The organism is Nocardia cerradoensis NBRC 101014, assembly GCF_000308535.1.
Classification (GTDB): Bacteria; Actinomycetota; Actinomycetes; order Mycobacteriales; family Mycobacteriaceae; genus Nocardia; species Nocardia cerradoensis.
Map to the genome: position 1 here is coordinate 1 of NZ_BAFW01000196.1, position 13,740 is coordinate 13,740.

The 13,740-nt window shown below is 68.9% G+C and carries 11 protein-coding genes and 1 pseudogene; 4 read left to right on the forward strand and 8 right to left on the reverse strand.

Annotated features, from left to right (window positions below):
* A pseudogene (locus ON23_RS20550) lies at positions 1-272 on the forward strand (PPA1309 family protein); the annotation flags it as partial.
* On the opposite strand, the gene ON23_RS20555 reads toward ON23_RS20550, so the two are convergent.
* Positions 269-1,294, reverse strand: a complete 1,026-nt coding sequence (locus ON23_RS20555; protein WP_189595004.1) for a YlbL family protein — start codon at positions 1,292-1,294, stop codon at positions 269-271. The pseudogene ON23_RS20550 and the gene ON23_RS20555 sit on opposite strands and share 4 nt — an antisense overlap.
* Positions 1,295-1,344: 50 nt before the next feature.
* On the opposite strand from ON23_RS20555, the gene ON23_RS20560 reads away from it, so the two are divergent.
* A complete protein-coding gene (locus tag ON23_RS20560; protein WP_039780157.1) occupies positions 1,345-2,778 on the forward strand; it encodes a zinc-dependent metalloprotease in 1,434 nt (477 codons plus the stop codon).
* Between the two features lie 32 nt (positions 2,779-2,810).
* Here ON23_RS20560 and ON23_RS20565 read toward each other — a convergent pair whose 3' ends face one another.
* Complete coding sequence (locus ON23_RS20565; RefSeq protein ID WP_039780158.1) at positions 2,811-3,791, reverse strand: FAS1-like dehydratase domain-containing protein; 981 nt, start codon at positions 3,789-3,791, stop codon at positions 2,811-2,813.
* Positions 3,792-4,026: 235 nt separating this feature from the next.
* Between ON23_RS20565 and ON23_RS20570 the strand changes: the two genes are divergently transcribed.
* Positions 4,027-4,932: a TOMM precursor leader peptide-binding protein gene (locus ON23_RS20570; protein ID WP_051042970.1), complete on the forward strand. Its 906-nt coding sequence runs from the start codon at positions 4,027-4,029 to the stop codon at positions 4,930-4,932.
* 128 nt (positions 4,933-5,060) lie between these two features.
* Here ON23_RS20570 and ON23_RS20575 read toward each other — a convergent pair whose 3' ends face one another.
* Genes ON23_RS20575 through ON23_RS20590 form a run of 4 tightly spaced genes read right to left on the reverse strand, consistent with a single transcriptional unit; the run spans position 5,061 to position 9,079 of the window.
* Positions 5,061-5,765: an NUDIX hydrolase gene (locus ON23_RS20575; protein WP_039780159.1), complete on the reverse strand. Its 705-nt coding sequence runs from the start codon at positions 5,763-5,765 to the stop codon at positions 5,061-5,063.
* 9 nt (positions 5,766-5,774) lie between these two features.
* Complete coding sequence (locus ON23_RS20580) at positions 5,775-7,037, reverse strand: adenylosuccinate synthetase (RefSeq protein ID WP_039780160.1); 1,263 nt, start codon at positions 7,035-7,037, stop codon at positions 5,775-5,777.
* A gap of 36 nt (positions 7,038-7,073) precedes the next feature.
* Positions 7,074-8,057: a hypothetical protein gene (locus ON23_RS20585; protein ID WP_039780163.1), complete on the reverse strand. Its 984-nt coding sequence runs from the start codon at positions 8,055-8,057 to the stop codon at positions 7,074-7,076.
* A 5-nt stretch (positions 8,058-8,062) separates the two neighbouring features.
* Positions 8,063-9,079: a hypothetical protein gene (locus ON23_RS20590; protein ID WP_051042972.1), complete on the reverse strand. Its 1,017-nt coding sequence runs from the start codon at positions 9,077-9,079 to the stop codon at positions 8,063-8,065.
* Between the two features lie 241 nt (positions 9,080-9,320).
* Here ON23_RS20590 and ON23_RS20595 point away from each other — a divergent pair, with 241 nt between their 5' ends.
* Complete coding sequence (locus ON23_RS20595; RefSeq protein WP_039780165.1) at positions 9,321-10,664, forward strand: ABC1 kinase family protein; 1,344 nt, start codon at positions 9,321-9,323, stop codon at positions 10,662-10,664.
* Between the two features lie 121 nt (positions 10,665-10,785).
* On the opposite strand, the gene ON23_RS20600 is transcribed toward ON23_RS20595, so the two are convergent.
* Both ON23_RS20600 and ON23_RS20605 read right to left on the reverse strand, forming a co-directional pair.
* Positions 10,786-11,073, reverse strand: a complete 288-nt coding sequence (locus ON23_RS20600) for a WhiB family transcriptional regulator (RefSeq protein WP_051042974.1) — start codon at positions 11,071-11,073, stop codon at positions 10,786-10,788.
* A gap of 644 nt (positions 11,074-11,717) precedes the next feature.
* A partial coding sequence (locus ON23_RS20605) for an ATP-dependent DNA helicase UvrD2 (protein WP_039780161.1) occupies positions 11,718-13,740 on the reverse strand: 2,023 nt, incomplete at its 5' end.

The following is a 13,740-nucleotide window of genomic DNA, read 5'->3' on the forward strand; positions in this document are numbered from 1 at the left end:
CCGAACACACGCTCGACGAGGCCATCGCACCGCTGCTGGCCGACCGCGACGCCGCCGACCGCGCCGGTCGCGACGCCGCGCAGACTCATCCCGAACGCCGCGACGCCCGGCTCTACGCCGGTGTGCTGCGCGACGGAGTCTCGTTGTGCCTGCTGCAGTTACGCCCCGAAGAGGACGAGGCGTTCCCCGATCTGGACCTGCGCACCGCGCCGAATCTGGCCCCCAACCTGGTCGACGCGCTGCGCCACACGCTCGAGAACGAGCCGGACTAACCGCAGCTGGGGGCGGGGCGTCCGGCGTTGACGTCGTCGAGCGACTGCACCGCGCTCGACAGTGTGTCGACCTTCACCAGTTTCAGGCCGTCCGGGGTGCGCTGGCGAGCCTCGTTGCAGTTGTCGGCGGGGACCAGGAAGGTCTCCGCACCGGCGTCGCGGGCCGCGATCATCTTGTACTGGATTCCGCCGATCGGGCCGACCTTGCCCTGCGGATCGATGGTTCCGGTGCCGGCGACGAAACGGCCGCCGTTGAGCTCGCCGGGGCTGAGCTTGTCGACCAGGGCCAGGCTGAACATCAGACCGGCCGAGGGGCCGCCGATGTCGGCGAGGTTGAAATCGACCTGCAGCGGACCGTCCGGCACCTCCTGCGGCGTGACGCCGAGGTAGGCCTTGTTCGAATCGTCCGGGCGCGCACCGAGTTTCACCTCGACCGTCTGTTCCACGCCGCCGCGGCGGATCACCATCGGGATCGTCGTGCCCGGGGCGGCGCCCTGCACCGCGTCGATCACGTCCTTGGAGGTCGTGATCGGTTTCCCGTTCACGCTCACCAGTTCGTCGCCCTTCTGCAGCACCGCCTTGGCCGGGCCGTCGTCGGCCACCACGCGCACCTGGACCTTGGTCGGGTATTTCAGGAAGTTCAGCGCCGCCAGTTCGGCGTTGTCCTCGGATTCCTTGAAATCGGCCTGGTTGGACTTGTCCACCTGGTCGCGGGGAACGCCGGGCGGGTAGACCTCGGCGCGCGGCACCAGGCCGTAGCGGCCGTCCACCCACAAGCCCATCGCCTCGAATATATTCAGCCCGTCGCGAACGGACACCGTCGTCATGTTCAGGTGTCCCGAGGTCGGATCCACCGCGGCACCCTGCACCGCGACGACCTGCTTGCCCTCCACCTCGCCGAGGGTATTGAAGGTGGGACCAGGGCCGAGAGCGACGAACGGCACCGTCACCGCACTGCCCACCACACCGAGGACGAGCACGGGCACCAGAGCCGCTATCAAGGTGATGATCCGACGATTCACCCGGCCCACAGTAGCGGCTCCACGATCACCATCCGCGTAGCCTTGGGGGCATGAGCGACGTGCCCTTCGGATTCTCGAACCGCGACGACGATCCCGACCGCGACAAGCGTGACGATCAGGCCGGTTCCGGAGCGAACAACCCCTTCGCCTTCGGCATGGGGTCTTCGGGCGCGGCCGGATTCGATCCCGCGGCCTTCGGGCAGATGCTGACCTCGCTCGGGCAGATGTTCTCCACCATGAGCCAGCCGGGCGGCCAGGCGAGTCCGGTCAACTACGACGTCGCCAAGCGGCTGGCTCGCCAGCAACTCGGCTCGACGGTCGCGCCGATCACCGACGGTGCGCAGCGCGCCGTCAGCGATGCCGCACATCTGGCCGAACTGTGGTTGGACGCGGCGACGACTCTGCCCGCCGGAGCCACCAAGACGGTCGCGTGGTCGCCCAACGATTGGATCGAGCAGACACTGCCGACCTGGAAGCGGCTGTGCGACCCGGTCGCCGAGCAGGTCTCGGGTATGTGGAGTTCGACACTGCCGGAGGAGGCCAAGCAGTTCGCCGGGCCGATGCTCGGCATGCTCGGGCAGATGGGCGGTCTGGCCTTCGGCTCCCAGCTGGGGCAGGCGCTGGGACAGCTCGCCCAGGAGGTATTGACCTCCACCGATATCGGGCTGCCGCTGGGTCCGGCAGGAACCGCGGCCCTGCTGCCGAGCGCCATCAGCGAATTCAGCAAGGGCCTGGAGCTGCCCGAAAGCGAGATCCTGGTCTATCTGGCCGCCCGCGAGGCCGCCCACCAGCGGCTGTTCGCCCATGTGCCGTGGCTGCGGCAGCAGGTGCTGGGCGCGGTCGAGGATTACGCGCGTGGCATCCGGATGGACTTCTCCGCGATCGAGGAGGCCGCGCAGAACATCGATCCGATGTCGCTGACCGATCCGTCGAAACTCGAGGAACTGCTGTCGCAGGGCACCTTCGAACCGCAGACGACTCCCGAGCAGAAGGCCGCGCTGGAGCGGCTGGAAACACTGCTGGCACTGATCGAGGGCTGGGTTCAGGTCGTGGTCGCCGAGGCGGTCGGCGACCGGCTGCCCGGTGCGGGCGCGCTGGCCGAGACGCTGCGGCGCCGCCGCGCCACCGGCGGTCCGGCAGAGCAGACCTTCGCCACCCTGGTCGGCTTGGAGTTGCGTCCGCGCAAGCTGCGGGAGGCCGCCACGCTGTGGCAGCGGCTGACCACCGATGCGGGCATGTCGGCGCGCGACGCGGTGTGGGCGCATCCGGATCTGCTGCCCAGTTCCGAGGATCTCGACAAGCCGAGCGGCTTCATCGACGGTGTGATCGGTGGCGGCGCCAACGTTTTCGACGATCCGCTGGCGCAGCTGGCCGAGACCGAGGCGCGCGAACGCCGCGAAGGCGCTGCGGCGCAACAGGAGCGGCCGAACGAGGACTCCGACGGCGACACCGGTGACGAGCGCGGCGAGAACGAGGACCGCTAACCGGCGGTGTCACCGGGTCCGGTCGGTGCGGGTCAGCCCAGCCGCGCCTCGGCGGTCGCGTAGCCGAACAGCTTGCGCCCCTTGGACAATGCGTCGACCACGACGGTCACCATGCGGCGACGCGAACTGAGCCAGCCGACCTGACCGCCGAACAGGATCGACGCCGGAGCGTCGGAATCGACGGGCAGATAGTGCATCTTGGGCGCGTACTGCACTCGCAGTTTCGTCAGTGCGGTCGGATCGCCGAGCCAGCGGCCGAGATAGCCGGCGACCAGGCCGAGCGTCAGCATGCCGGGCACCGCGCCCGTCGTGGTGCCGGACCGTTGCGGATCCACGACGTCGGCGTGGCGCACCACATCGTCGGCCGCGACCGTGACGGTGTCGACGGGCAGATCGGCGCCGACCGCCAGCGGGCCCAGGTCGACGATCGGGCGCGGTAGCGGCGGTTGGATCCGGTCCCGCTGCGGCGTGCGCAGCCGCCGTTGCGCCGGGACCGGTTCGAGATCGTGCGGCCGCTGGGGCGTTCCCGAGCGCGCACAGGTTCCGGGCTGGGTGTGCACCAGCAGGGTGGAGGAGCCGCTGGTCACGACCTGACCGTCGTCGTCACGCAACAGGGTGGTCACCGAGACCACGTCGTAGTCGCGGTAGTGGCGGAAGGATTCGAATCCGATATCGCAGCTGATGCGGTCGCCGGCCAGCAGCGGGCGCACGATTTCCAGCGTGCGGTCGGCATGCACGACGCTACCGCTGTGAAAACCCGGCACGAGTGCGTCCAGGGTGCGTTCCTCGGCGCGCATCCACACCGTGGTGGCGAAGGTCGGCGGGGCCACGAGGGCATCGAATCCGCGAGCGGCGGCGGCACGTTCGTCGCGGTGGATGGGGTCGGTGGCGCCTATCGCCCGCGCGTACTCGCGAATCGTTTCCGCGGCGATCGGCCCCTCGCCGCGGGTTCGAAACCGGTGTTCGCCGTGCGGCGACGCCACCGGTGGCACGTCGAGGGATGCGCTGACCATATTGCTCCTTTAACCGACCCGAATCGACCCGATTGTCGGCCGCCGGTGGCCGGGCGTTAGCACTCTCCGCGCCGGTCTGGAAAATTCACGGCGAGTCGTCGGCGAGTTTTGTGAAACGGTGCGTTCACAGTGATGCGGCGAGATCGCTCGAAGCCCCCTGTGGACAACGTCGAACCTGTGGATAACCAGCAGTTTTCCCGCGGGCGGGGGTCGGCCCGCCGACAATACTGAGCTCATGACGTTGTCACACGCACGTGGTCCGATGTTGCATCCGCGGGTGGCGGTTCTGCGCCGGCCCTCGGGTGCGGTGCAATTGGGATGGGATCCCGAACGCGCGGTACTGCTGCACCCGCCCGCCGTCGACACCGATGCGGTCGTCGCGTTCGTCCGGCTGCTCGACGGTCTGCACAGCCATCCCCAGCTCCTCTGGGAGGCCGGGCAACTCGGCCTCGGCGGCGTGGCGCTGGAACTGTTACGAGATATCGACGCGGCCGGATTGCTGATCCGGCCGAACGCCCGCCGCACTCGCGTGCGGACCGTGCATGTGCACGGCCGCGGTCCCCTGGCGGATTCGCTGCACAGCGGTATCCGGCAACTGGGCATCACGCCGACGCGGTCGAGCGAATATCGCGGCGGCACACCGGATTCGCTGCCCGCCTCCGATCTGGTGATTCTCACCGACGCACTGGTGCCGGTGCCGGAGCTGGTCAGCATGCTGCTGGTGCGCCGAATTCCGCACCTGCAGGTGCGCATCCGCGACGGGCACGGTGTGATCGGGCCGCTGGTCCTGCCCGGCGGCACCAGCTGTCTGCGCTGCGCCGATCTGACCCGCACCGAATTCGACGCCGAATGGCCGCATCTGGCGGCACAGCTGCTGGGCCGGACCGGCTACGCCTCCCCCGCCACCATCGCCGCCACCGCCGCCCTGACTTTGCGTGAAATCGAATCGATCATCGAGGGCGCCGCCGACGACCCGCCCCGAACCCTGGACACCACACTGGAATTGGATCCGCACACCAGGCGCATCGCGCGGCGTCGCTGGTCCCCGCACGCGGACTGCGCCTGCCGCCGAATCGCCGCCACGGGGGCCGAGGCGCCGGACGACGATCGCGCGGCCTCCGTCGCCGGAGGTCAGGTATGAGCGCGACGAAGGCGGCACACGCCGTGGCTCGGGCGGTGACAGAGTCTCGCCTCGATGATGTCGTCACCGTCGTGCACGAGGGCCGGGCCGTTATCGCCTCGGCCGCGAGGCGGGTCGGTGTCGTCGGCTCAGCGCTCGCCGGACGGGGACTCGGTGAAGGACCAGACGGCCGCCGGACGTCCGGTGGCCTTGGTGCGCATACGTTCCCCGGTTCGGGTGAGCCCGGGGATCGCGGCCAGGGTGCGGTTGAGGTTGCCCGGGTCGGGACGAGTGCCGGACAGCGCGGTCGCGAGGGTGACCGCGCGGGTGGCGGGGAACTGCTCGCCGATCAGCGCGCGGGTGAAAGCGAGGTCTTTCCACAGCATGTCGGCGAGTCGTTCCCGTGCGACCTCGACGATCTTGGTGTGGTCGAAGGCCAGCGGCGGGACGTCGTCGAACGGAACCCACCGGACATCGAGAGAGGGTGCGGTGCCGCCGGGTTCGGGCTGCACGCCGTTCGAATGCTCCGCACCTGCGGCTGCTGCGGCGTGACCGAGAACCGCCCACATCGCGATCGAGAGCGTCGGACCGCGTGGGTCGCGATTCGGTTCGTCGAAAGTGACCAGTTGCCCGACGGCGAGGATCGCATCGTCGGGCACACCCAATTTGCTGTGTACCGCGCGGCGGGCCGCCATCGCGAGCCGTTCACCACGGCCGAGCAGCACACCGGGCAGGGCGAGTTCGCCGGCGAACGGATCCCATTGCCGGGGCGCCACTGCGAAGGTGACGGTCGTGTCGTCGGCGCCGAATCGGAGCGCGACGACATCGAGCGATACGGCCGATTGCTGCTCCACGGCGAACCATCATGCCGCAGCCGCGACCCGGGCCACGCGATCGGCACGATCGGGCCCGTGCCCGGTCAGCACCACGGGCGCGCCCAGCCGGCGTTCCAGGAATTCCGGGACATCGGCCGGCAGCGGTACGAGATCCGGGGTGCTGTGCGCGACGAGCCCGGTCAACCACCGCTGATGGTTCAGATCCCGCCACGGGCCGCAATCGAGCCGGTCGAGGTATCCGTCCGGGGCGAAATACCCTACGGCGGTGCGCAAATCGTCGCGACCGGACACGAGATCCAGATGGTTGACGGAAAGCGCGTCGATTCCCCCGCACGCCTCCACGGCATAGCGCAGCAGGATCGGATCCAGATGCCCGACGCGGAAGACGCCCTGATACGGGCCGGTGCCGTTGTGCGGCTCCGGGATCGACAGTTCCGCATCCTCGGTCGGAAAGGGGCCCGCGCCGTGGCGAGTCTGGTACGCACGCGTCACTCCGAGTACCATCCCCGGTTCCCCGATGCGCGCCAGCATGGCGCGGGCATGGCGGGGTTCCACTGTCGACCAGGTGGTGTGGGGATGCAGGCCCCGCCATTCGTCGAGCAGCACGCCCTGGGCCCCTTCGAAGATCAGCCGGCCCGCGGCGGCGAACACCGCGAGTTGCTCACCCGGCACCAGCGCCACCGACCGCGCGAATTCCGCATAGGCCTCGACCAGCGCGTCGATCGGTTCGTAGCCGTGCCGCCCGCTCGCCAGCAGCGGTGCGAAGTGCCGCTCCAGCGCGAACAGTTTGCGGCGCAGGATATCCGGAGTGCGACAGTCCCGAACCCGGGGCGCATCGTGCTCGAGGGCGTAGCGCACGGTCTCCCCGATACCCATCCCGCACGAACCGTGCCGGGCGGCACCGCGCGCATCCTCCCGGCAGCGGTTGGCGGCTCCGTGGATCGGAGTGGTCAGCAGCGCCCGCTCGTCGACGAAGATCGATCCCAGCGGATCGGCGACGCCCAGCGCGGTCAGCGCTTCGGCCTCGGCGGCCAGGGCGATCGGATCCACGAGCACGTGCCGCGACAGAACCGTCGGCACGCCCGACAGCGTGCCCGATCCGAATTGCCGGAAGGTGTGTCGCCGGCCGTCGGCGAGCACGGTGTGCGCGGCCTGCGCGCCGCCGTTGAAGCGCACGACGGCCGCGACGTCCAAGCCGGCCTGTGGCGAGCACAGCCAATCCACGGTGGCGCCTTTCCCGGCGTCGCCGAATCCCAGATCGACCACGATCACATGCCGGTCGCCGAACATGGTGATCTCCCTTCGCTTTTCGGACCGAATTCGCGGTCAGGGCCGGAGGTCGTCGTGGCCCGGGGTCGCCGCCGGCAGCGCGCCCGCACTGCGGCGACCGGCGGGAGTACCGATCGGGGCCAGTGCCTTACCGACGACGTCGGCGGCGCCGCCGGACCCGATATCGCGCAGATCGGCCAGGCCGGCCCCCAGATCGACGCGGTCCTCGCCGATGCCGATCGTCAGTGCGATCAGCTCGCACACCGCCGCCGGATCGTCCAGACGCAGGACCCGCTCCCCGAGCACTCCCCGCCAGTGCTCGAGGATTTCCGGATCGGTGTAGTAGTGCGATTGATTCGGCAGGATGTAGTACACATGCCACCGATCGGCCAGCTCGCGGTAGATCGAGGGAACCGAAATGTCCTGGGGCACATCGTCACCGATCACCCGGCGCACATGCCCGGCGGCGAGGCGTGGCTTGTTCAGCTCGTCGCCCACGATGAACAGATACCCCTTGCGTCCGCGCTTGTCCCACGCATCGGTCGCCGTGTGGCGGGCCATGAAATATGCTGCAAGCTCGTAACTTTCGGATTTCTGTCCGCCACCGCCGCCTTCGAGCAGAATCAGCCGCAACTGTTCGTCCATCCGGTTGTCGGATTCGAACTGCCCGATCTGCAGCGGCACCCGATCACAGTCGGCATCTCCGATCCCGCCGAACAGGATCTGCGGATCCTCGGCGTACCCCTTGCGCTGCAGCAGGCCGTGCAGGGTAGCCAGTTTCTCCTGCATGATGCGCGGGACCCGCCCCATCGACCCGGTGACGTCGAACAGCACCGCGATCGGCAGCGAGGCCCCGTGCTCGGCGGAGTCGCGCGACTCACGCACTCCGACGCCGAAGGGGTCGAGCAGCGGATGAGCGACCCATTCCGGATAGGGCTTGGCGCGCATCTCGGCGGTGTAGCCGAAGTCGTCGAGGCCGCGCGCGGCGCGGAAGGTGCGGGCGGCGGCGTAGGCGCTGTCGTCCCACTGTCCGTATCCCATGGTGATCACTGTCCTTTCGGTAGTTCGAACGGCCGGAAGCGGCGGGCGCCGTACAGCCGGTCGAGCAGGTCGTCGAATTCGTCGAGCAGGGTGCGGGCATCGGGCCGCAGCCTGGGTGCCGATTGCAGACATCCCTCGGCGAAGGCGCGCATCGGCGCGGGCGCGCGGTCGCCGAGCATGGTGAGCAGCAGCCGATGGGCGAGATACACATCGGTGCGCGGGCCGACCCCGGTGCCGATTTCGGGCGGATAGTCGATCGAGGCCGGCGTGGCGGCGGGCACCCTTCCGGGCCGGGTGGCGAACGACCAGCCGACCAGCACCACCCCGTGCAGCCGCGGATGGATGAGCACGTTCTCCGCGGAGACCGCGGTGTGCACCCAGTGCGCGGTCGCGGCACCGGCCAGGCAGCGCAGCAGCCGCCGGTGCATCCAGGCATAGCCGCGCGGGTCGAGCCCTCGCGGAAAGGCGGCGTGGACCTGGGCCAGCGTCACGAACCCGTCGGTCAGCGCGTCGAGCACGTTGATCGCACGCACCTCGCCGGAGTCGGTATCGGTGTGACCGACGGTATCGATCAGGCGCGGAAAATACGGCGCCAGCCACTCGTGCTCCCCGGTGAGCGCGGCGATGTCCGTCAGCGCGTTCCGCTCGTTCGCCAGCAGCGAATTCGCGGCCGGACGCCGTGCGATCTTCACCACTGCGGCCGAATCGGTGCGGTACACATCGGCGACGGAACCGCGGGCATGTATCGCGCCCAGGCGGTACCGCCCCCGCCCGCCACACACCTCGAAGGCCTGCCCGGCCGCGAGCCAGCTCCGGTACAGCTCGCCGAGGTGGACGAATGCCGCGGTGGCCCGCTCGGCCTCGGCAACGGGCACCCGATCCGGATGCAGCGCAACGGCCAGCCGCAGATACGTCCGATGCGCGCTGCGGCGAGCGGCGGAACCCGTTGTCGCCGCACCGAACAGATCTTCCGGGCGTCGCACCTCCCGGATGGCCGCCGCGGCCTCTCGCGTTGTCGTCATTGTTTTAGTCTAGACGACTAAAACATGACCGGCCAGAGTTCCCGGCCACTTTTAGTCGAAAATACAAAAACTTGTGGGGCAGGCCCGCCGACCACCACGGATGAGCCATTTCCGATGCCCTCGCGCGCGCCGATGATCACCCGGACCGGCCCTACTGTGACCGATGACACGTCTCCGTCCGGGGGTCGAGTTCACGCAATTCACATGGCACGCGGCACGGTGGGTCAGCCATGATGGGGGTGTGTCTGAGATTGTGCGCCGTAGCTCATCCCGCAACGCCAAGTTGGCGAAGATTCCACTCGGTATCGCGGGACGGGCCGCCATGGGGTTCGGCCGCAAACTCGCCGGCGGCGACAAGGGCGAGATCAATGCCGAGCTGAATCAGAAGGCCGCCGAGCAGATCTTCTCCGTTCTCGGCGAGCTCAAGGGCGGCGCAATGAAATTCGGGCAGGCGCTGTCGGTGATGGAGGCCGCCGTACCCGAGGAGTTCGGCGAGCACTATCGCGAGGCGCTGACCAAACTGCAGGCCGCGGCCCCGCCGCTGCCGGCCGCCGCGGTGCACCGCGTACTGGATCAGCAGCTGGGCACGGCGTGGCGCAAGCGCTTCCGCTCCTTCGACGACGCCCCCACCGCCTCGGCCAGTATCGGACAGGTGCACAAGGCCGAATGGTCCGACGGCCGCACGGTGGCGGTGAAGGTCCAGTATCCCGGCGCCGACGAGGCATTGCGCGCGGACCTCAAGACCCTCAATCGGATGGCCGGCATGATCGGCGCCGTCGTCCCGGGCGCCGACGTCAAACCCATCCTCGCCGAGATCACCGAACGGACCGAGGAAGAGCTCGACTACCGCACCGAGGCCGCCAACCAGCGCCGTTTCGCCAAGGCCTTCGACGGCCACCCGCGGTTCCTGGTGCCCAAGGTGGTGGCCGGAGCACCGAAGGTGATCGTCACCGAATGGCTCGACGGCACCGCAGTGTCCAAGATCATCAAGCGAGGTCAGGAGGATCCGGCGGGCACGGTCGAGCTACGCAACCGCGTGGCAACCCTGATGGGTGAATTTCACTTCTCCTCCCCCGCGCTGGCCGGACTGCTGCACGCCGACCCGCATCCCGGCAACTTCATGATGCTCGACGACGGCCGGTTGGCGGTGCTGGATTTCGGCGCCTGCGCGCCGCTGCCCGACGGGTTCCCGCCGGTACTCGGCCAGATGGTGGCGATGGCGGTCGAGGATCGGTTCGAGGAGCTGACCGATCTGATGTACAGCAACGGCTGGGTGATTCCCGGTCGCACCGTCACGCATGCGGAGATCGCCGACTATCTGCGCCCGTTCACCGATCCCATCCGCGAGGATTCGTTCCACTTCACCCGCAAGTGGATGCAGCGCGTGGCGGGCAGGGCCACCGATGTGAGCCGCCCGGAGATGAAAACCGGTATGTCACTGCAACTTCCGGCCGAACACATCATGGTGTTCCGGGTGCTGATGGGTTCGATCGGCATCTGCGCACAGCTCGACGCCGAGGTGCCGTTCATGAAGCTGATGCACGACTGGGTGCCCGGCTACGCCGAATACCGCAGCGCGAGTTGATTTTTCGCCCCGCCGGGCGCCGAATACGGGACAAGCCCCGCATCCGACATCGAATGCGGGGCTTGTTCGTGTTCCCAGAAGTGGCCGAGGCGGATCCGTGCTCGGCCCGAACCGGCGCCGATCACGCCAGTGCGACCTTCCGCGGGCGGCCGCGCGGCCGCTTGCGGGCGATCACGACGCCCTGTTCGAAGATCTCGCCACCCCAGACACCCCAGGGCTCACCGCGGTCCAGGGCGGCAGCGAGGCAGCCCTTGCGGATCGGGCAGGAAGCGCACAGTGTCTTGGCCTCTTCCAGCTGGGTGGGGCTTTCGGCGAACCACAGGTCCGGGTCACCGACTCGGCAGGGCAGCGCGAGCGCGACACCGCGGGTGCGGGCCGGCCTCGAGGCCTGGGTCGATCGGCATGTCACGCGAGTAGCGGTCGCGGTGGACACGTCTTGCTCCTTCAGCTCGTGCAGCGGTCGTTTCGTTGTCTTCCGCGAAACCGGTGCCGGTGGCTGGAGGCCGAAAAAGAACTGTGGCCACGGTTTCGCTTCGGGCGATCCGTGGCCAGGAGGCTGCGGTAGCTGGTGCTACCTGAACCGACTTCGGTGTCGGCTACTGATCACGGTCGCTGGGTGTGCGTTGCGGAGGCGGACTGCCTGCAGATTCGCCGTCATACGATCGGCTTCCACTGCGAAGGCGTGGGCTGCGTCGGTGTGGAAACCGATGTGTGCCTGATGCCAACCCCACTCGGACTTGTCTGCGGCAATTGCATACGCGGGCGCTTGCGGTCGAGCACCGATAATGCTTGCGACAGACAGACCGGTCCCCTGCATGGCGAGGACCCCCCGGGAGGCGGACACGACAGAAACCATCGGTGCCACAACGCTTCTCGAAGCGAGAGTCACGATGTTGTTCATTTTGTCTACCTCCCTCCTACTCGTTGTCCGACTGATCACTGTGCGCGCCGGAATGCCCTCCCAGCGCGTGATCACCACCCTACGGGTGCGATACACAACCGCACAACCTATTTTTCACCTGCGGTTTTGTCATTCGCGGCACGCCCGCCGAATCACCGGTTGCGCACCCGTGATCGCACGATCGCGAGCAGCTCCGGACCGAACTGTTGCGACTTCTGCTGTCCGATACCCGGAATCGCGGCCAGCGCGTCCTCGTCCATCGGCACCTGTTCCGCGATCGCGGTCAGGGTTTTGACGCTCACCACCGCGAACGGTTTGATCTGCAATTCCTCGGCCCGCTGCCGCCGCCACTCCTGCAGCGCGCCGAGCAGTTCGGTGTCCACCTCGGCCGGGCAGCCCGAACAACGCCCGAGCAGCGTGTCCGTGGAATTGAGCAGCGAACGCCCGCACACCCGGCAGACCGGCAGCCGGCGGCTGCGACCACCCCGCGTACCCGCCCGCTGAGCGACCATCGACGCCGGGGAATCCTCCGGCACCAGCCCGGTGAGGAATCGGCTGCGCCGCCGGTTGCGCCGCCGGCCGTCGGCGCGCGACAGCGCCCAGGACAACCGCAGATGTTCGCGCGCGCGGGTCACGCCCACGTAGAGCAGCCGCCGTTCCTCCTCCAGCGCGGCCTCGTCGGTCACCGCGCCGCCCTCACCGAGCACATGGGCGATGGGCAGGGTGCCGTCGGTCAGGCCGACCAGGAAGACCGCATCCCATTCCAGCCCCTTGGCCGCGTGCAGCGAGGCGAGGGTGACGCCCTGCACGGTCGGTGGGTGGCGGGACTCGGCACGGACGGCCAATTCCCTTAGTAGCCCGGCGAATTCGAGGGCGGGATCGTGGGCGGCGAGTTCCTCGGTGAGCTGTACCAACGCCACCAGCGACGACCAGCGCTCGCGCGCCTGCGCACCGGCCGGCTCCTCGGCGGTGAGTCCCAGCCGGGCGAGCACGGCGCGCACGAGCGTCACGACCTCGGGACCGCGGGCCGCGGGCAGGTCGTCGCGGGCTCCGGCCTGGCGCAGCGCCTGCACCGCCTGCCGGACCTCGGCCCGCTGGAAGAACCCCTCGCCGCCGCGGACCTGATAAGGAATGCCCGCCTCGGTCAGCGCCTGCTCGTACACCTCGGACTGGGCGTTGATGCGATACAGCACGGCGATCTCGGCGGCCGGAACACCCCGCCCGAGCAGGCCGGCGATGCCCTTGGCGACGGCGGTGGCCTCGGCGACCTCGTCGTCGTATTCGGCGAAGGACGGTTCCGGCCCGTCGGGGCGCTGCCCGACCAACTGCAGCCGGGTGCCCGCGATGCGGCCGCGCGCGGCGCCGATCACACGATTGGCCAGCGACACCACCTGCGGCGTCGAACGGTAGTCCCGTTCCAGCCGCACGACGGTCGCGTCGGGGAACCGGCGGGAGAAATCGAGCAGATAGGCCGGGCTGGCGCCGGTGAACGAGTAGATCGTCTGATTGGCGTCGCCGACCACGGTCAGGTCGTCACGATCGCCGAGCCACGCGTCGAGGACGCGCTGCTGTAGCGGGGTCACGTCCTGGTATTCGTCGACGACGAAGCACCGGTAGCGGCCGCGGAACTCCTCGGCCACGGCCGCGTAGTCCTCGAGCGCGGCGGCGGTGTGCAGCAGCAGGTCGTCGAAATCGAGCAGCAGACCGTCCGGGGTGTTCTTCAACGTCTCGTAGCCGGTGTAGACGGCCGCGATCTTGTCCGCCTGATACGGAATGTCGCGGTGGTGGCGCTGGGCGGCGCCGGCGTAGTCCTCCGGCGCGATGAGCGAGGCCTTCGCCCATTCGATCTCGCCCGCCAGATCACGCACGTTCTCCGTCGCGGTCGGCAGGCCCACGCGCTGGGCGGCCTGGGCGACGACCGCGAATTTGGAGTCGATGAGCTTCCACGGCACATCGCCGACGATCTGGGGCCAGAAGTACTTCAGCTGCCGCAGCGCCGCGGCGTGGAACGTGCGCGCCTGGACCGTCTGCGCGTCACCACCCAGGCCGAGCGCGCGCAACCGGGCCCGCAGTTCACCGGCCGCCCGGGCCGTGAAGGTCACCGCCAGCACCTGGTCGGCGCGCACGTGCCCGGCCGAGACCAGATGCGCGATGCGGTGGGTGATGGTCCGGGTC

Excerpts from the sequence above, each read along its gene's own strand:
- ON23_RS20560 (WP_039780157.1), top strand. The coding sequence starts at position 1,345 with ATGAGCGACGTGCCCTTCGGATTCTCGAACCGCGACGACGATCCCGAC.
- ON23_RS20565 (WP_039780158.1), bottom strand. The coding sequence starts at position 3,791 with ATGGTCAGCGCATCCCTCGACGTGCCACCGGTGGCGTCGCCGCACGGC.
- ON23_RS20570 (WP_051042970.1), top strand. The coding sequence starts at position 4,027 with ATGACGTTGTCACACGCACGTGGTCCGATGTTGCATCCGCGGGTGGCG.
- ON23_RS20580 (WP_039780160.1), bottom strand. The coding sequence starts at position 7,037 with ATGTTCGGCGACCGGCATGTGATCGTGGTCGATCTGGGATTCGGCGAC.
- ON23_RS20585 (WP_039780163.1), bottom strand. The coding sequence starts at position 8,057 with ATGGGATACGGACAGTGGGACGACAGCGCCTACGCCGCCGCCCGCACC.
- ON23_RS20590 (WP_051042972.1), bottom strand. The coding sequence starts at position 9,079 with ATGACGACAACGCGAGAGGCCGCGGCGGCCATCCGGGAGGTGCGACGC.